Source organism: Streptomyces sp. MGP-BFMKR1 (assembly GCF_057766585.1).
On record NZ_CM173408.1, the window covers coordinates 2,679,294 to 2,696,758 of the forward strand.

Annotated in this window: 9 protein-coding genes and 3 pseudogenes; 7 read left to right on the plus strand and 5 right to left on the minus strand. The window is 72.0% G+C overall.

Annotated features, from left to right (window positions below; genetic code table 11):
* Positions 1–144: 144 nt before the first annotated feature.
* Positions 145–819 carry a winged helix-turn-helix transcriptional regulator gene (locus AC3CHW_RS09815; RefSeq protein WP_187086365.1) on the plus strand — a complete coding sequence of 225 codons (675 nt, stop codon included), beginning with the start codon at positions 145–147 and terminating at the stop codon, positions 817–819.
* Positions 820–947: 128 nt separating this feature from the next.
* On the opposite strand, the gene AC3CHW_RS09820 is transcribed toward AC3CHW_RS09815, so the two are convergent.
* On the minus strand, positions 948–1,565 hold the full coding sequence (locus AC3CHW_RS09820; RefSeq protein ID WP_488471014.1) for a rhomboid-like protein: 618 nt from the start codon (positions 1,563–1,565) through the stop codon (positions 948–950).
* 1,307 nt (positions 1,566–2,872) lie between these two features.
* On the opposite strand from AC3CHW_RS09820, the pseudogene AC3CHW_RS09825 reads away from it, so the two are divergent.
* The 4 genes and pseudogenes from AC3CHW_RS09825 to AC3CHW_RS09840 all read left to right on the plus strand — a co-directional run.
* Positions 2,873–3,103: pseudogene (locus AC3CHW_RS09825) on the plus strand (hypothetical protein); the annotation flags it as partial.
* A 363-nt stretch (positions 3,104–3,466) separates the two neighbouring features.
* Positions 3,467–3,670: pseudogene (locus tag AC3CHW_RS09830) on the plus strand (spermidine synthase); the annotation flags it as partial.
* 198 nt (positions 3,671–3,868) lie between these two features.
* Positions 3,869–4,144 (plus strand): annotated as a pseudogene (locus AC3CHW_RS09835) (spermidine synthase); the annotation flags it as partial.
* Positions 4,145–4,252: 108 nt separating this feature from the next.
* Positions 4,253–5,002, plus strand: coding sequence for a response regulator transcription factor (locus AC3CHW_RS09840; RefSeq protein ID WP_176164046.1), 750 nt, complete (start codon positions 4,253–4,255; stop codon positions 5,000–5,002).
* Between the two features lie 1,514 nt (positions 5,003–6,516).
* On the opposite strand, the gene AC3CHW_RS09845 is transcribed toward AC3CHW_RS09840, so the two are convergent.
* A complete protein-coding gene (locus AC3CHW_RS09845; protein WP_488470193.1) occupies positions 6,517–6,921 on the minus strand; it encodes a hypothetical protein in 405 nt (134 codons plus the stop codon).
* A gap of 249 nt (positions 6,922–7,170) precedes the next feature.
* Here AC3CHW_RS09845 and AC3CHW_RS09850 point away from each other — a divergent pair, with 249 nt between their 5' ends.
* Positions 7,171–8,352, plus strand: coding sequence for a HAMP domain-containing sensor histidine kinase (locus tag AC3CHW_RS09850; protein ID WP_398609406.1), 1,182 nt, complete (start codon positions 7,171–7,173; stop codon positions 8,350–8,352).
* A gap of 239 nt (positions 8,353–8,591) precedes the next feature.
* The gene (locus AC3CHW_RS09855; RefSeq protein ID WP_488470194.1) at positions 8,592–12,440 is read left to right on the plus strand and encodes a multifunctional oxoglutarate decarboxylase/oxoglutarate dehydrogenase thiamine pyrophosphate-binding subunit/dihydrolipoyllysine-residue succinyltransferase subunit; all 3,849 of its coding nucleotides are present in this window, start codon (positions 8,592–8,594) and stop codon (positions 12,438–12,440) included.
* 215 nt (positions 12,441–12,655) lie between these two features.
* Here the strand turns inward: AC3CHW_RS09855 and AC3CHW_RS09860 are convergent, their stop codons facing one another.
* From AC3CHW_RS09860 to fxsT, 3 genes are all read right to left on the minus strand, one after another.
* Entirely contained in the window at positions 12,656–13,567 is a 912-nt protein-coding gene (locus tag AC3CHW_RS09860; protein WP_488470195.1) for a GlxA family transcriptional regulator, read from the minus strand.
* The gene (locus tag AC3CHW_RS09865; RefSeq protein ID WP_488470196.1) at positions 13,564–14,115 is read right to left on the minus strand and encodes a cysteine hydrolase family protein; all 552 of its coding nucleotides are present in this window, start codon (positions 14,113–14,115) and stop codon (positions 13,564–13,566) included. Before AC3CHW_RS09865 ends, AC3CHW_RS09860 begins: the two co-directional genes overlap by 4 nt.
* A gap of 250 nt (positions 14,116–14,365) precedes the next feature.
* On the minus strand, positions 14,366–17,365 hold the full coding sequence (gene fxsT / locus AC3CHW_RS09870) for an FxSxx-COOH system tetratricopeptide repeat protein (RefSeq protein WP_398609225.1): 3,000 nt from the start codon (positions 17,363–17,365) through the stop codon (positions 14,366–14,368).
* Positions 17,366–17,465: the final 100 nt, after the last annotated feature.

Genomic DNA, 17,465 nt, shown 5'->3' on the forward strand with positions numbered 1-17,465 from the left:
CCCTGACCACGCCGGCCAGGCGCCGTGTCGCACCTCGGCATCCCCGCAGCCGCTCCAGGGGCCGTGGAGACAACATAGCAAGCCTTACTCCTAAAAAACAAGTGGGTACTTTCTTTTCAGGAGTTGCTCGCGTAGGATGACGTCATGGCCACGAAGCGGAGTTACCACGACGCATGCGGCACGGCGCATGCCCTCGATCTCGTTGGAGAGCGCTGGGCCCTCCTGGTGGTGCGCGAACTCCTCCTGGGACCCAAGCGATACGGCGACCTGCGCGCCGACCTGCCCGGCATCAGCACCAACGTCCTCTCGCACCGGCTCGACGAGTTGGAGGAGGCGGGTGTCGTGTACCGCCGCACGCTCCCGCCACCGGCCAACGCCCGGGTGTACGAGCTCACCGAGTGGGGCCTTGAGCTGGAGCCGATCATTCGCGCCCTCGGCCGCTGGGGCGCCCGTTCTCCCGCTCATCAGCGCGACGCGAGCATCAGCCCGACCTCGTTCGTCCTCTCTCTCAGGACGAACTTCGACCCCGAAGCGGCCAGCGGCGTCCAAGCGGTGTACGAACTGCACTTGGGCCAGCACAGCTTCCATGCCAGGGTCGCGGACGGCGTGTTCGAGATCGACAGAGGTACGACGTCGGCGCCCGACGCGACGATAGAGGGGCCCCCTGACGCGCTGGCCTCCGTCATATACGGGGGGCGTGACATGACGGAGGCGACGCATGCGAGCGACCTGGCCATAGAAGGTGACCTGACCGCGGTCGAACGCTTCCTCTCCCTTTTCTCACTCCCCGAGCCCGCAGCCCAACCCGTTCAGGAGTAGCGCTCCCGCCGGTGGAGCCGTACGCCGGCCACGGCTCCACCCGCCTGCTTCATCAACCACCCGGCGGGCCGTCAGCGCTACCTCACCATCACCACTGTTCTGGCCGGGTCACGGTCACCCCACCTGCGTCAGCGCTGCCCTGGGTGCGGCGTAGATCGACTACGCAACGGCAACCAGCAGGCCAGCCCAATGAGCACGGCGAGCACGTGGCCCCAGTTCGTGAGGGGGTCAGCGAGCTCGATCAGATCCAACGCGAGCACCGCCCCCAGGCTCACCAGAATCGCCCACCGAACCCCTCGCACGAGGAGGCCAGCCAGCGCCGCCAGACTCGCCAACAGCCCATAACTGATCCCGTAGTCGAGCCGGTCAAGAGAGCTGGGCGGTAGGTGACCGGAAGCCACGGCCGCGGCGACCGGCAACTCCGTGAACAGCGTGGCCAGCACATGCCCGAGCGCGAACACCGCGGCCGTGCGCCAAGCGCCCACCCGGCGCTCTAGCGCGCCCAACACGAAAGGGAAGAGTGCGATGGACGGCGACGTGAGTCCGCCCGCTACCCAGATACCACTGGTGACCAGCGCAAACAGCGGCCGATGCGCCAGGTTCGAGGCATCGGAACTGGAGCCCTCCAGCGCACCGTGCACCGCTCCCGGATCGCCCCACAGGATGAACAGGCCCGTGGCCAGCAGCACGACGGCGTAGCAGAACGTGAAGGGTGTACGGGCGGGCGTCGGCAGGGCGGATGCCAGCCGCGCACCCCACTCTCGCCTGACACGCCAGGCGAGGGCTCGGGACCGTCCAGTGCCCGGGGTCGTCCGCCGACGTCCGGGCCGCGTCGCCGACTCTGGGCAAGAGCATGGCCCGTTCCGTACCGCGTCGGGCACGGTGCGGCGCGAGGCCGCAGGGAGGCGGGGTGTGTTCGCCGTCGGCACCGTCGCCGCCTGCGGCGTGGCGCTCACGTTCTCGAACGGCGCAGTGTGAGGGGCGATCGCATCCGACGCGGCGAGGCACGAGGCGGTGGGCTCCAGGGCGACGAGGGATGTGGCGGGCTCGCGGTGAGTGGGCCTCGCGGCCACAAGGCGAGTGGTGGGCCGCTCGACCGCGGGCCGGGCGGCGTCGGCCCGGGGTCGGGGAGCGAGGAAGCGCGAGGTCTCGGGTCTGGCGGTCGCAGCGGCCCACGCGGCAGGGGGCCGTGGCGTGGCAGGTCGAGCAGGGAGAGGCGAGTCGAATGAGCCGGCCGGGCCCTCCGAGCCGGTGGCCACGGGCGCCGGGTCCATCGGTCCGGATGAGGAGGCCGGGCCGGGCACGTCGACGGCGAGCGCGTGGGAGGCGTGCCCGCGAGGGGTGGCCGCGTGGGACGTAGGCACGTGGGACGTGGGTGCGTCAGACGGGGGCGGGCCAGACGGGCGCGGGTGGGATGCGGACGCATCGGACGTGAGCGCGTGGGGCGCGCGTGCGTCGCGGGCTGGGGCGGCGGTGGCGGGTGTGGGGATGTGGCGCGCGGAGCGGCCCGACCGGGGCTCGTCGCAGGTGTCGCCGTACGGGAGAAGGAGGTGATCGGGCGTGGGGTTCGGAGAAGCGATCGCCCGGCCCCAGGCCGTGCGGGGACTGACGGAGCGGGACCAGGCTGAATGGGACCGGGTGAGGCGAGACCAGGCAGACCGAGACCAGGTGAGGCGAGGCCAGGCGGTAGGGAGCCAAGCGGTGCCGCGCGGTGCGTCGCCGGCCGGCTCAGCGGGTGTCTTCGACCAGGTCACCGCCCTTGAAGCCTCTCTCACGGATGGTGCGGCCACGCGCCGCAAGGCTCCACCCTCTGCGATACGGGAACCACATGCCCCAGGAAAGGAGTGTGATGATCACCACTGTAGACAACCCGGTGGGGCTCATTTTCATCGCCCGCTTTTTCATCGCCCACTGGGTGGCAGGCTTACGGGCACGCGCCGCGTTGGTCCGGCTACGCATTCCTATCGCGTTGGACCGCCTCGCCCGGCGGTGGCGAAAATGGCCCGGTTCCGCCCGTCTGCCTTGTGCCGCAACACCTTCGGAGGTCAGCGCCATGTCCGCCGCGCCGTTCGAGTCCGCGCCGTACCAGTCTGTGCCGTATGACACCGATGACCGGCCGGTGACCGTCGAGCGTCGCGAGGGCCCCTACGGGGAGGTGGTGCTGCGGCGGCGCGGGCAGGGCGCGGAAGCGGTGTGGGAGATCATCGCCAACGGCTGCTTCCTGATGGACACCTCCGATGGTCGGTCCGAGCGGTTGCTGATTCGTGCCGCGCTGAACGCCCTCACGGGGGGTGCGAACTCGGGTTCCGGCTCTGGCCCTGGCTCGGACTCCGTTGACGAGGCCAGTGCCGTCTCAACCGCGACCGGCGCGCCGTCTCCGGCCACCACGTCGTCCGTGCCGGAGGCGAGCGATGAGTTGGCGTCTGTGCGGGGCGCGGAGACGCGGTGCCCGATGCACAGCGGGACGTGGGGTGGCGACTCGGTCGACGGTTCGGCGGCGCCTGGTACGAGCGGCACCGAAGATGCCAGCCGACCCGATTCCGGAAGGCGGCCCACGGGAGACGGTGGTTCCGACAGTGGCCTGGACGGCGGTCGCGCGGCGAGCACCTCGTCCGTGCGGCGAAGCTCTCAGGGCGTGGATTTTCGGCCCGCGGTGCTGATCGGCGGGCTGGGGGTCGGGTTCTCACTGGTCGAGGCGGTGGCGGAGCCGCGATGGGGGCGCATCGTCGTCGCCGAGCGGGAGCAGGCGGTCATCGACTGGCACCTGCGCGGGCCGCTCGCCGAACTCACCGGGCCCGCTCTTGCCGACCCCCGGACCGAGATCCTGCACACGGACCTGGTGGCCTACCTGCGCGGGCCGGACCACGACGATGCCGACCGCGTCGCCGCACCGAGCGGCCAGCCCGACGCCGACGAGCACGGTTTCGCCTCGCGGAGTGAGGAACCACCCGCGCCCACGGGCGTCGGGGAGGCGATAGCGGCGAACGATTCCCGCACCTGCGACGCAAGGCAGAGGGGCGCAGGGCGGAGGGACTCAGGGCGGAGGAACGCAGGGCAAAGGTACGACGCGCTGTGTCTGGATATCGACAATGGCCCGGACTGGACGGTGACCGAGGACAACGGCGGTCTGTACTCTCCCGCGGGGCTCGCGGCCTGCCGGGAGCGGCTCAACCCCGGCGGAGTGCTCGCGATCTGGTCCGCGCAGCCGTCGACAGCGTTTGAGGAGGCGTTGCGGAATGCCGGTTTCACGTCTGTACGGACGGAAGAGATCACGGTTGCCCGAGGCGTCCCCGACGTGGTTCACCTCGCGATTCGCGGTGCGTAGCCGAGCCAAGCACACTGCGTTTACGCTGCTTGCCAGCGAATGCTGCCTGGGTAGCCAGGGATGACCAACCCCGGCGCGCCAGGCAAGGGACAACGCAGGGGCGGGCAGATGGAGCAGACACACAACGGCCTGGGCGGCACAGCGGCAGCTGCCAACGGGGCCAATGGGGCGCAGCGCCGGGTGCTCGTCGTAGAGGACGATCCCACGATCGTCGACGCCATAGCGGCTCGGCTCCGAGCCGAGGGATTTCAGGTGCGTACGGCCGGGGACGGGCCGGCCGCCGTGGACACGGCCGAGGCGTGGCAGCCCGATCTGCTGGTGCTCGATGTGATGCTGCCGGGGTTCGACGGACTTGAGGTGTGTCGTCGGGTCCAGGCACAGCGACCGGTGCCGGTGCTCATGCTGACCGCGCGCGACGACGAGACCGACATGCTGGTGGGCCTCGGGGTCGGTGCCGACGACTACATGACGAAGCCGTTCTCGATGCGCGAACTGGCGGCACGGGTTCACGTGCTGCTGCGTCGGGTGGAACGGGCGGCGCTCGCCGCGCACACGCCCCGTACGGGCATCCTGCGGCTCGGCGAGTTGGAGATCGATCACGCGCAGCGGCGGGTGCGGGTGCGGGGTTCGGACGTGCATCTCACGCCGACGGAGTTCGACCTGTTGGTCTGCCTGGCGAACACGCCCCGCGCGGTCCTCTCACGAGAGCAGTTGTTGGCCGAGGTGTGGGACTGGGCCGATGCGTCGGGCACTCGCACGGTGGACAGCCACATCAAGGCGTTGCGGCGCAAGATCGGCGCGGAGCGTATCCGTACGGTGCACGGCGTCGGGTACGCCCTGGAGACGCCGGCCGCATGAGTGGTGAGCGCCGGGTCGGCTTGGTGAACCCGGCAGCGCGCGCCGCGCGCCTGGCGCCGTCCGCGCGCCGGGTCGCCGTTATCGATTCGGGCACTCCTGCCGGGTCGCGGCCGACCGGTCCTGCACGGCCCGTCGCCCTTGCCCGGCAGGCCGCCCGTATCCGGCCATGGTCGGCCATCCGCACCTGGCCGGTTGGCGCTGTCCGGTCGGTCGGCTCCGTCAGGCCGGTCGGCGTCGTCGGGCCGGCGGTCGCGAGCGGTGCGGTTGCCCCTGTCGGACCGGCCGTTCCCGTCGGATCGGCTCTCTCTGCCGGGTCGGTCGTCCGTGGCGCGGGGGCCTACGGCATCGGGGCGGTTGTCGCTGCGGTGTCCGTACGGGCGGATGTCTTTGGCCAGGGGTTCGGCTCTGGCCGGTCGATCGCCTCCGGCTGGACGACTGGTTGGGCCGGCCACGGGGTTGGCCGCGCCCGTGCCGATGACCATGCGCACTCCCCCGCACCATGCGGGCTGACCAGCGAACGGGATCAGGCACCACATGAATGTCATCCGCTCGGCCGCCCATCCATGCACCGGTTCGGGGAGCACCGCGAGGGGCCGAACTGTTCTGACCGGATCGGTCCGGCAAACGGTCGCTTCGGCCAGCCTCGCCGCGGGCGCTGCGGCGAGGCCCGACGCCGCGGCCTCGCCAGCCAGCGCCTCGCCGACCTTCATCGCCGCTGGCGTCCGGCGCGAAGGGGTGGGCGAGTACGTCGCCTGGGGCGTGGGCGGCGGCGCGTGGTTGGCCGGGTTGGCCGCCGGGGCTTCGTGTGTGGGGCGTTCTGCCGCGCGGTCGGCCTGGCGTGACTCGGCGGACGTCGCCCCGGGTGCGTGTGTCGTTCGTCTCACTGCTCGAACTGTCCGGGCGGTGATCACCGCCGGTGTGGCGGCGCGTACCGGGAGCGGGGGCGGGGGCGGCACGGCTGGTGTCGTGTTCGGTTCCGGGGGCTGCCCAGTGCCGGCGGCCTGTCCGCTCACCGTCGTCCGCGAGGCCAGCGCCGAGCGGGGCCGGGTAGGGGCGGCGCTGGGGGCCGGCGCGGGGTGCGCGCGGCAGGGAGTGACCGGTGGCTGTTCGTCTGCGGATGCTGGGGACGTCCTGGGCTCGTCGGCATCGAGGGCCGACATCCAGCCGTCAGCTCTCGCGCGGCGCTCGTGCCGCAGTTCGGGCGCGGCCCGTCGGTCGGGGGTACGGGTGCGCGCGATGACGGCAACAGGTTCTCGGCCCGCGACACGCGCGAAGGGTGCGCCCGAGCAGCGGGGCGCGCCGCGTCCGGCGAACGGGGCAGGCGTGACACGCACGGCAGGTGCGACGAGCCCGGGGCCCATGGCGGACGCCGCGTACACCGCATACACCGCGCCCCTGGCGAACCCGGCGAGCGCGGGACTCAGACAACAGGGCGCGGCCCCCACGACCAGCCCCGCACGCGCGGTGTCGGCACCGGGCCGCACAGCACACCCGACTCTCCCGGCCCGCTCGGCTCACCCAGCGAGCTCCGCGTACTCGGCTCCCCTGGCGAGCCCGGTGTCGGCCACCATCCCCATGCCCGCGACCAGCGACCACGCCCGTACCCCAGCACGCACGGCGCGCCCCATACCCCCGGAGGCCACAACGCCCACGCCGCCCACACCACCCGCGACCCCCAAGGCACCTCCTGCCTTCGCAGCACCCACCCCTCCCCCGAAACCCGCTTCACCCTCCCCAGCCCCCGCGAGAGATGCCGCCCCCATGAGAGGCACCACCTCCACGAGGCGCCCCACCCCCGCGAGAGATGCCACCCTCACCAGCGACACCACCCCCACAAGGCGCACCGCCCCCACCAGGGACACCACCTTCACGAGAGACACCGCTCCCCTGCGGAACACCTCCCCCACCAGAGCCACCACCCCCGCACGCCACCTGAGGCACCCGTGAGGGCCCCGGGAGCGGGCCGGGCGGGCGTCGGCGGGGGCGAGGGGCGGTCGACGCGGGGGCAGTCGGCGCGGGAGCGGTCGGCGCGGGAGCGGTCGGCGCGGGAGCGGTCGGCGCGGGAGCGGTGGGGGGAGTGGCAGGAGTGGCGTAGGGAGCGACGTACGGAACGGCGGGAGCGACGCGTGGACGAGCGAGGGTGGCGGATGCCAGTGCGAGGGTGGCGGATGCCGGTGCGGGGGCGGTGGGTGACGGAGTCGGTGGAGCGGGCGGGGCGGGGGTGGCGGTCCCCGCGTGCCCGCAAGCGGGTCGCGGCGGCGGTGAGCTGGTTGTGGGAGGCGCTGCGCCCGCTCGATCCGTACCGTTCGGTGAAGGCCGCGCTGGGTGCGTTGGTGATCGTCTCGGTGATCATCACGACGCTGCTGGTGTTCGTGGCGGTGCGGTCGGAGACCGAGCTGCGGATCATCACGATCTTCTCGATCATCGCCTCGCTCCTGGTCACCCAGTTCGTGGCGCACGGCCTGACCGCGCCGCTGGACGAGATGACCGAGGTCACCCAGGCGATGGCGCACGGGAACTACACGCGGCGGGTGCGGGCGGCCGGCCGGCGGGACGAGTTCGGTGCCCTCGCGGCGTCGTTCAACCGTATGGCCGCCGACCTGGAGGCCGTCGACAGGCACCGTAAGGAACTGGTCGCCAACGTCTCGCACGAGTTGCGCACGCCGATCGCGGCGTTGCGCGCGGTGCTGGAGAACGTGGTGGACGGGGTTTCGGACGCCGATCCGGAGACGATGCGTACGGCGCTCAAGCAGACGGAGCGGCTGGGCCGGCTCGTGGAGCAGTTGCTCGACCTGTCGCGCCTGGACAACGGCGTGGTGCCGCTGCACGCGCGCTCCTTCGAGGTGTGGCCGTATCTGGCGGGCATCCTCAAGGAGGCCAGCATGGCCAGCGGGGCGCGCGCCGCGACGGCCGGCTCGTCCGGGGTACACGCGCGCGGGGACGTGCACCTGCACCTGGACGTCTCGCCCCTCGACCTCACCGCGACGGCGGACACCGAGCGGCTGCACCAGGTGGTGGCCAACCTGATCGACAACGCGATCAAGCACAGCCCGCGGCGCGGCCGGGTCACGGTGCGGGCGCGCGGCGACGAGATGCCGCAGAGCCTGGTGCTGGAGGTGCTGGACGAGGGGCCCGGGATTCCCGAGGCCGAGCGGCACCGCGTCTTCGAGCGTTTCAACCGGGGCGGACCCGAGCACAAGGGTCCCGGCAGCGATGGCGGCACCGGGCTCGGCCTCGCCATCGCGCGCTGGGCCGTGGATCTCCACGGAGGTCGGATCGGAGTGGCCGAATCCCCCCGGGGATGCCGTATCCAGGTCACTCTTCCGGGCAACGTGCGGGAGGCACGTTGACGTATGGTCGGTGACGGAAGCACGCATTCGACCGAGTGCGGGCGCGGCGCGCCCTTGCCCGGTACGGGTGTCATGCGGGGAACCCCGTGTGTTTCCCGCCAAGCCATGCCTCGAAACCCGTCGATCAATGTGATGTACGCGACGCATAGCCCGTGCGGCCTGCACCAAACGTCCCAACAGGCGTAGCCTTTATTTCCGCTGTCCACCACCTTAGGAAGCGGAAGAGGGCGGTTGCCGCCGTGTCGCCACAGTCCCCCAACACTTCGAGCATCTCGACCGACCCCGACGGGCAGGGGAAGACCCCGCCCGCCGAGTTCGGACCCAATGAGTGGCTCGTCGACGAGATCTACCAGCAGTACCTCCAGGACCCGAACTCGGTAGACCGAGCCTGGTGGGACTTCTTCGCCGACTACAAGCCGGGCAAGGACGGGGCGTCGGCCCCGGCAGCGGCGGGGGGAGTAGCAGCTCCGCCGGGCCCGGGAACCGGGGCCGCACCGAACGCTTCCGCCCCGGCCGCGCCGCAGGCGCCCGCGAGCGCCCCCAAGGCCGCCGCGCCACCCGCGGCCAGCGCCCCGGCGCCCGCCACAGCGCCACCCGCGCCGGCGCAACCCGCGCCCGCCAAGGAGGCACCGGCCGCCAAGGCCGCGCCCGCCAAGGCCACCCCCGCCGACCGGCCGGCCCCCAAGGCCGCCGCGAAGCAGGAGACGCCGAGCGCCGGGCCGGAGCTGGTGACGTTGCGCGGCCCGTCGGCCGCGGTCGCGAAGAACATGAACGCCTCGCTTGAGCTGCCGACGGCCACGTCCGTGCGCGCGGTGCCGGTGAAGCTGCTGTTCGACAACCGCATCGTCATCAACAACCACCTCAAGCGCGCCCGCGGCGGCAAGGTGTCCTTCACGCACCTGATCGGCTACGCCATGGTGCAGGCGCTGAAGGCCATGCCGTCGATGAACTACTCCTTCACGGAGAAGGACGGCAAGCCGACCCTGGTCAAGCCGGAGCACATCAACCTCGGCCTCGCCATCGACCTGGTCAAGCCCAACGGTGACCGGCAGCTCGTCGTCGCGGCGATCAAGAAGGCCGAGACGCTCAACTTCTTCGAGTTCTGGCAGGCGTACGAGGACATCGTCCGCCGGGCCCGGGACAACAAGCTGACGATGGAGGACTTCACCGGAGTCACCGCGTCGCTGACCAACCCGGGCGGCATCGGCACCGTGCACTCGGTGCCGCGGCTCATGCCCGGCCAGGGCCTGATCATCGGCGTCGGCGCGATGGACTACCCGGCGGAGTTCCAGGGCACCTCGCAGGACACCCTGAACCGCCTCGGTGTCGCCAAGGTCATGACGCTGACCAGCACCTACGACCACCGCGTGATCCAGGGCGCCGCCTCCGGCGAGTTCCTGCGCGTGATGAACCAGTTGCTGCTGGGCGAGAACGAGTTCTTCGACGACATCTTCAAGTCGCTGCGCATCCCGTACGAGCCGATCCGTTGGCTGCGGGACATCGACGCCTCGCACGACGACGATGTCACCAAGGCCGCCCGCGTCTTCGAGCTGATCCACTCCTACCGGGTCCGCGGCCACGTCATGGCCGACACCGACCCGCTGGAGTACCGCCAGCGCAAGCACCCCGACCTGGACATCACCGAGCACGGGCTCACGCTGTGGGACCTGGAGCGCGAGTTCGCGGTCGGCGGCTTCTCCGGCAAGTCGATGATGAAGCTGCGCGACATCCTCGGCGTGCTGCGTGACTCGTACTGCCGCACCACCGGCATCGAGTTCATGCACATCCAGGACCCGAAGCAGCGCAAGTGGATCCAGGACCGGGTGGAGCGCCCGCACTCCAAGCCGGAGCGCGAGGAGCAGCTGCGCATCCTGCGCCGCCTGAACGCGGCCGAGGCGTTCGAGACGTTCCTGCAGACCAAGTACGTCGGCCAGAAGCGGTTCTCGCTGGAGGGCGGCGAGTCCGTCATCCCGCTGCTCGACGCCGTGATCGACTCGGCCGCCGAGTCGCGCCTGGACGAGGTCGTCATCGGCATGGCCCACCGCGGCCGGCTGAACGTGCTGGCCAACATCGTCGGCAAGTCGTACGCGCAGATCTTCCGGGAGTTCGAGGGCAACCTCGACCCGAAGTCGATGCACGGCTCCGGCGACGTGAAGTACCACCTGGGCGCCGAGGGCACCTTCACGGGCCTGGACGGCGAGCAGATCCAGGTCTCGCTGACGGCCAACCCCTCCCACCTGGAGGCGGTGGACCCGGTCGTCGAGGGTGTCGCGCGCGCCAAGCAGGACATCATCGGCAAGGGCGGCACGGACTTCACCGTGCTGCCGGTGGCGCTGCACGGCGACGCGGCCTTCGCGGGCCAGGGCGTCGTCGCGGAGACGCTGAACATGTCGCAGCTGCGCGGCTACCGCACCGGCGGCACCGTGCACATCGTCATCAACAACCAGGTCGGCTTCACCGCCGCCCCGGCCGCGTCCCGCTCCTCGATGTACGCCACCGACGTGGCCCGCATGATCGAGGCGCCGATCTTCCACGTGAACGGCGACGACCCGGAGGCCGTGGTCCGCGTCGCGCGGCTGGCCTTCGAGTTCCGCCAGGCGTTCAACAAGGACGTGGTCATCGACCTCATCTGCTACCGCCGCCGCGGCCACAACGAGACCGACAACCCCGGTTTCACCCAGCCGCTGATGTACGACCTGATCGACAAGAAGCGCTCGGTCCGCAAGCTCTACACCGAGTCGCTGATCGGCCGGGGCGACATCACGCTGGAGGAGGCCGAGCAGGCGCTGCAGGACTTCCAGGGCCAGCTGGAGAAGGTCTTCACCGAGGTCCGGGACGCCACGTCGGCGCCCGCCCCGGCGGAGGTGCCGCAGCCGCAGCCCGAGTTCCCGGTGCACGTGGAGACCGCGGTCTCCCGGGAGGTCATCAAGCGGATCGCCGAGTCGCAGGTCAACGTGCCCGACCGGGTCACGGTCCACCCGCGGCTGCTGCCGCAGCTCCAGCGCCGGATGGCGATGATCGAGGACGACACGATCGACTGGGGCATGGGCGAGACCCTGGCCATCGGCTCGCTGCTGATGGAGGGCACGCCGGTGCGGCTGGCCGGCCAGGACTCGCGGCGCGGCACGTTCGGCCAGCGGCACGCGGTGCTGGTGGACCGGGAGACCGGCGAGGACTACACCCCGCTGCTCTACCTCTCGGAGGACCAGGCCCGGTACAACGTCTACGACTCGCTGCTGAGCGAGTACGCGGCGATGGGCTTCGAGTACGGCTACTCGCTGGCCCGGCCGGAGTCGCTGGTCATGTGGGAGGCGCAGTTCGGTGACTTCGTCAACGGCGCGCAGACCGTCGTGGACGAGTTCATCTCCTCCTCCGAGCAGAAGTGGGGCCAGACCTCCGGCGTCACGCTGCTGCTGCCGCACGGCTACGAGGGCCAGGGCCCGGACCACTCATCGGCCCGCCCCGAGCGCTTCCTGCAACTGTGCGCGCAGAACAACATGACCGTCGCCATGCCGACGCTGCCGTCGAACTACTTCCACCTGCTGCGCTGGCAGGTGCACAACCCGCACCACAAGCCGCTGATCATCTTCACGCCGAAGATGCTGCTGCGGCTGAAGGCGGCGGCCTCCAAGACGGAGGAGTTCACCACCGGCGGCTTCCGCCCGGTGATCGGCGACCCGGTGGCCGAGGCCAACGCGGCGAACGTGCGCAAGGTCGTCTTCTGCTCCGGCAAGGTCTACTACGACCTGGCCGCCGAGCGGGACAAGCGGGGCGCGAACGACACGGCGCTGGTCCGTATCGAGCGGCTGTACCCGCTGCCCGGCAAGGAGCTCCAGGCCGAGATGGCCAAGTACCCGGGCGTGCAGCAGTACGTCTGGGCGCAGGAGGAGCCCGGCAACCAGGGCGCCTGGCCGTTCATCGCGCTGAACCTGATCGACCACCTGGACCTGGGCGTGGGCGCCGACCTGCCGCCGGCCGAGCGACTGCGCCGGGTCTCCCGGCCGCACTCCTCGTCCCCGGCCGTCGGCTCCAACAAGCGGCACCAGGCCGAGCAGCAGGCGCTGGTCAACGAGGTGTTCGACCTCTAGCGGCGGCGTGCGGCCGGCGCCCGCCGAAGGCGTGAGCCGGCCGCACGGACCGTTGGAGCGGTACGAAGCAAGGGCCCGGCCCCCGTTTCCGAACGGGGCCGGGCCTTCGCGCGTGCCGGGAGGAGGCTCCGAGGGGGCAGGTCCGGGGGCGCGGCGAGGCTCAAAGCAGGGCACGGGGGCGCCGGCCACCAGGGCGGGCGGCTCCGGCTCGGGCGTCAGGTGGCGCGGGCGCGTAGCCGGCGGAGCATGCGGGCGTCCTCGAAGCCCACGTCCCGCGCGGCGGCCTCGACCGTCGCGCCGTGGCTGATCAGGTGCGCGGCGCGCTCCCGGCGCAGCGTCTGCTGGTAGCGCAGCGGGGTCAGGCCGCCGGTGGCGCGGCCGAACAGCCGGGTCAGGGTGCGCTGGCTGACGCCGGCGTGGTCGGCCAGCCGGGCGAGCGTCAGGGGCTCGGTGAAGCGGGCGTCGATGAGGTCCTGGACGCGGTGGACGGTGTCGTCCAGGTGCGCGCGGTGTCGCAGCATGGCGCTGGTCTGCGGCTCGTGGCCGTTGCGGCGGGCGTAGACGACCATGCCGCGCGCGACCCGGGCGGCCAGCGCCGGGCCGTGTCGTACGGAGAGCAGGTGCAGCGCCAGGTCGATGCCGCTGGCGATGCCCGCCGAGGTCACCACCCGGTCGTCGGAGGTGAACAGCACGTCGCGGACGACGGTGGCCCGCGGGTAGCGGGCGGCCAGCTCGTCCTGGTGCGCGTGGTGGGTGGTGCAGCGGCGGCCGTCCAGGAGGCCGGCCTGGCCCAGCGCCTCCGCCCCGGCGCACACGCTGGCGACGGTGCCGCCGGCGGCGTGGTGCGCGCGCATCCGCTCCAGGAGCGCGGGGCCGGGGCCCGGGCCCGCGCACAGCGTGGTCGTCTGCCAGCCGGGGACGACGACGAGGTCGCTCGGGCCCAGCGTCGGCCACCGGGTCCGGGCGGTCAGCGGCAACCCCTGGGCGCTGGGGACGTCTTCGTGCTCGGCCACGTAACTGAGCCGGTAGGGCTGCCCGCAGCTCACCGCCGTGCCGAAGACCTGGGCCGGGCCGGCGACATCGAGCAGGTGGACCTGGGGCAGCAGGACGAAGACGACGTGGCTCACCCGGTCGATGATCCCTGTTCGGCGGCCAGCTCCGCCACCGTGGCGATGCGGGCGAACCGGTCGCGCAGGGCCACCTCGGTGCGCTCGATGATCTCCTGGACGCTGAGGCCGCCGAGCGGGTTGGTGGTGGTGGCGTCGGTGACGAGGACGGCCGCGTACCCCAGGTCGCTGGCGAGCCGGGTGGTGGTCTCCACGCACTGTTCGGTGCGGATGCCGCACACCCACACCTCGCCCACGCCCGCGCGGGTCAGCAGGTGCTGGAGGTTGGTGGTGGTGAAGGCGTTGTGCACCGTCTTGCGCAGCACGGGCTCGTCGGGGGCCGGCTCGTCCAGCTCCGCGAGGAACCGGACGTGTCCCGAGTCGGGGTCGAAGGGGGTGTCGCTGCCGGGCGCCGTGTGCAGCACCCACACCACGAGGTCGCCGCCCGCGCGGGCGAGGCGGACCAGTCGGTTGACCTGCTCGGCGATCTTCGGGTTGCCGATCTGCTCCCACGAGGGGAGGGCGCGGAAGGATTCCTGGACATCGATGACGATGAGTGCTCGCTTCATGTCACCCATGGTGGCCAGCGCGTACGGGCCGCCGACAGGCCCGATCCAGGCTGGCGGCGGACCGATCTGGTCAGCCCATCACTGGCCGGGCCGGCGACGGTGTCAGCGACACGGGCTGGCGACAGTGACGGCGGCACGGGCCGCCGCCACGCCCACCGACCACGGCGTCGGTGGGCGGGGCGGCGGGTGGCCCGGGGTCGGTCCGGGACGGTCCGGGTCGGTTCAGGACGGTCGGGTCGAGCGGGCGTGGCTAGTGCGCGTGGTTCTCGAAGTCCCAGAACGGCCTGGCCCGGGAGCGGGCCGAGATGGTGTGCACGTGCTGGGAGCCGAGGGTGTCGGAGAGCGCGCTCAGCGCCGCCTCCTCCACCTTCTCGGCCTGCTGCCGGTCGCGCATCACGCGCAGGTCGGCCGCGAGCGCCACCTGGCAGGAGAGCGCCAGCGGGTGCTGGGGACCCAGCACCTCGGCGGCCAGGTGGCTGGTCCTGCGGCTCAGCTCGGCGGCGCCCTCCGGGTCGCCCATCAGGTTGCGGGTCGCGGTGGCGTTGAGGGCGATGCCCAGCGTCCACGGGTGCCGCTCGCCGACCGCGGCGGTCATGGTGGCCAGCGCCTCCTCGATCAGCATCGCCGACGGCTGGCGCTCCCCCGCCGCGCGCAGCACCAGCGCGTGGTTGACGGAGCTGCCGACGGCGTACGGGTGGCGGGGGCCGAGCATCTCGCGGTAGCGGCCGAGCACCCGCTCCCCCAGCCCCCGGGCCAGGTCCAGGTCGCCGTGCTCGCGCTGCATGCAGCCGTAGCTGGAGGCGGCCATCAGCGTGAGCGGGTCGGTGTCGCCCAGCACCCGCTCGCAGCGCTCCAACACGTCGCCGAGCAGGGTGATGCCGCGGGTGCGGTCCCCCTGTCGGTACAGGCACATCGCCAGGTTGTGTTCGGCGCGCAGCGTCTGCGGGTTGTCGGGCCCCATCACGTCCCGGTGCACTTCGACGCTCGGCTCCTGGATGGAGATGGCCTCCTCGTAGCGGCCGAGCAGGCGCAGGTCCCAGGCGTAGTTGATCTCGGAGAACAGGGTCCAGTTGTGCCGGGGGCGCAGGTGCTCGCGGCGGGCCTCCAGGGCGCGCCGGTCCATCTCCAGGGCCTCCGTGTACCGGCCGAGGACGCGGTAGGAGACGGCGAGGTTGTTCAGCGCGCCCAGCGTGCGCGAGTCCTGTTCGCCGACGAGTTCGGTGTACTCGCGCAGCACCGACTGCTGGAGGTCGAGCGCCTCGTCGTAGCGGGCGAGGGCGCGCAGGTCGGCGGCGAGCCCGGTGACCGCGCGCAGCAGGTCGAGGTCGTGTTCGCCGCGCTCGGCGCGCAGGTGGTCGGCGGCGGCCCGGTCGAGCTGCTCGGCCTCGGCGTACCGGCCGACCGAGCGCAGCAGGTTGACGTGGTGGTAGGCGAGGTCCCAGACGCGCGGGTGGGTGGGGCCGAGCAGCTCGTGCCACTTCGGGGTGACTCGCTCGGCGATCTGGAGCCCGGTGCGGTACTCGCCGCTGAGGAAGAGGTAGCGCAGGCAGTTGAGGACCAGGCGCTGCACGGCGCCGTGGGTGCTGACGTAGGAGCCGGACGCCTCCAGGTGCGGGACGAGTTCCGCGTACCGGGGCCACAGCCGGGTGTCGGTGGGACGGCCCGGGTCGGAGTTGGCCAGCGCCCGGCGGGCGACCCGGGAGTACTCGGCGCGGTCCTCCTCGGGCATGCCGGCCCGCACGGTCTGGTGGACCATGCGGTGCAGGTGCAGCACCTCGGTGCCGGCGGTGGGCTCGTCGGTGCCGTCCTCGGGGTTCTCGGTGCGCACCACCGAGTACTGCACGAGCTTGCTGATCGAGGACGTCCAGCGCAGCGGGTCGTCCATCAGGCCGCGCAACTGCTCGGGCAGGTCGCGCGCCGGCAGCTCGCGCAGCAGCCCGAGCGGGACCGGGCCCGGGGCGAAGAAGGAGCACAGCCGCAGCAGGTCGACCGCCTCGGGCACGGACTCCCGCAGCCGGTTGAGCAGTATCGAGAAGGCCGTGTAGTACGTCATGGGGAAGTCGGCCGCGACCTTGAGGCCCACCTCGATGTCGGCGCCGTCGCGCAGCAGTTCGATGTACTCCTCGACCGGCATGGTCGAGTCGTTGAGCGAGCCGGCGGTCTGGTCGAGGGCGAGCGGCAGGTCGCCCAGCGCGTCGGAGAGCAGGTCGGCCTCGTGGGCGGAGATGCGTCGCGCGCGGCGGCGGACGAAGGCCACGCTCTCCTCGCGGTCGTAGACGGGGATCTCGACCAGCGAGGTGTTGTGCTCGTCCCAGTCCCGGTTCTGCGAGGTGATCAACACGTGGCCGGGGCCGCTGGGCAGCAGGTCGGCGACGGTCTCGGGGTCGTCGGCGCCGTCGAGGACGAGCAGCCAGCGGCTGTGGGGGGTGCCGCGGCGCAGCGCGTCGTGCACGGCGCGCAGCCGCTCGCCGTACTCGGGGCCGGCGCTCAGGCCGAGCGCGGGGGCGAGTTCGGCCAGCCGTTGGCGCAGCGTGCCGCGCTGGTCGGCGGGGACCCACCAGACCATGTCGTACTCGGAGCCGAAGCGGTACACGTACTCGGCGGCGGTCTGGGTCTTGCCGACGCCGGACATGCCGAGCAGCGTGACCACCGCGGCGCTGGCCTCGGCGCCGTTGAGCTGGTGGTAGATCTCGCTCAGCGCGCCCTCGCGACCGGTGAAGCGGATGTTGCGGCGCGGCACGCCGCCCCAGACGCGCGGTTGGTCGCGGGGGAAGCGAGGGCCCGTGGGCTCGGCGGCGGTGGCGGGGGCCGCGCTGTACGGGGTGCCGAGGCGGGCCAGGAGCCTGCGCTCGGCCTCGCGGGGACCGGCGACGCCGAGTTCGGTGACGTTGAGGGCCGCGGTCGCGGTGGGCATGGCGGCGTCGGTGACGGTGACGGCCGCGAACCGGTCGGTGTTGGGCGCGACGACGGCGCGCAGCGCCTGGTTCCACTGGTCGTGGGTGCGCGGGCCGAGTTGGAAGTACCAGTCGCTCAGCAGGAGCAGGACGCGCCCCTCGGCGAGCAGCAGGTCGCGCAGCGCGTCCTCGAGCGGCGTCTCGACCGGCGGGTCCCAGCGTTGGAAGGCCACCCGGTGGCCGTGGCGTTCGAGCCGGTCACCGATCCAGGCGGCCCAGGCGCGGTTGAAGCCGGCGTAGCTGATGGTGACGGGCTGCCGCTCGGCGGCAGCAGGGGACTTGCGCACTACGGCCATCCGACCGTCTCCCTCGTGTTGCTCCATGCGATGTGAACAGCGCACGGGTCATCCGATGACCCGTCAGCCACTGTGTGGGGAACATACACCCGCGTTTCAC

Bases quoted from the DNA above. Each gene is read 5' to 3' on its own strand.
- AC3CHW_RS09815 (WP_187086365.1), top strand. From the start codon at position 145: ATGGCCACGAAGCGGAGTTACCACGACGCATGCGGCACGGCGCATGCC.
- AC3CHW_RS09840 (WP_176164046.1), top strand. From the start codon at position 4,253: ATGGAGCAGACACACAACGGCCTGGGCGGCACAGCGGCAGCTGCCAAC.
- AC3CHW_RS09850 (WP_398609406.1), top strand. From the start codon at position 7,171: ATGCCGGTGCGGGGGCGGTGGGTGACGGAGTCGGTGGAGCGGGCGGGG.
- AC3CHW_RS09865 (WP_488470196.1), bottom strand. From the start codon at position 14,115: ATGAAGCGAGCACTCATCGTCATCGATGTCCAGGAATCCTTCCGCGCC.
- fxsT (WP_398609225.1), bottom strand. From the start codon at position 17,365: ATGGCCGTAGTGCGCAAGTCCCCTGCTGCCGCCGAGCGGCAGCCCGTC.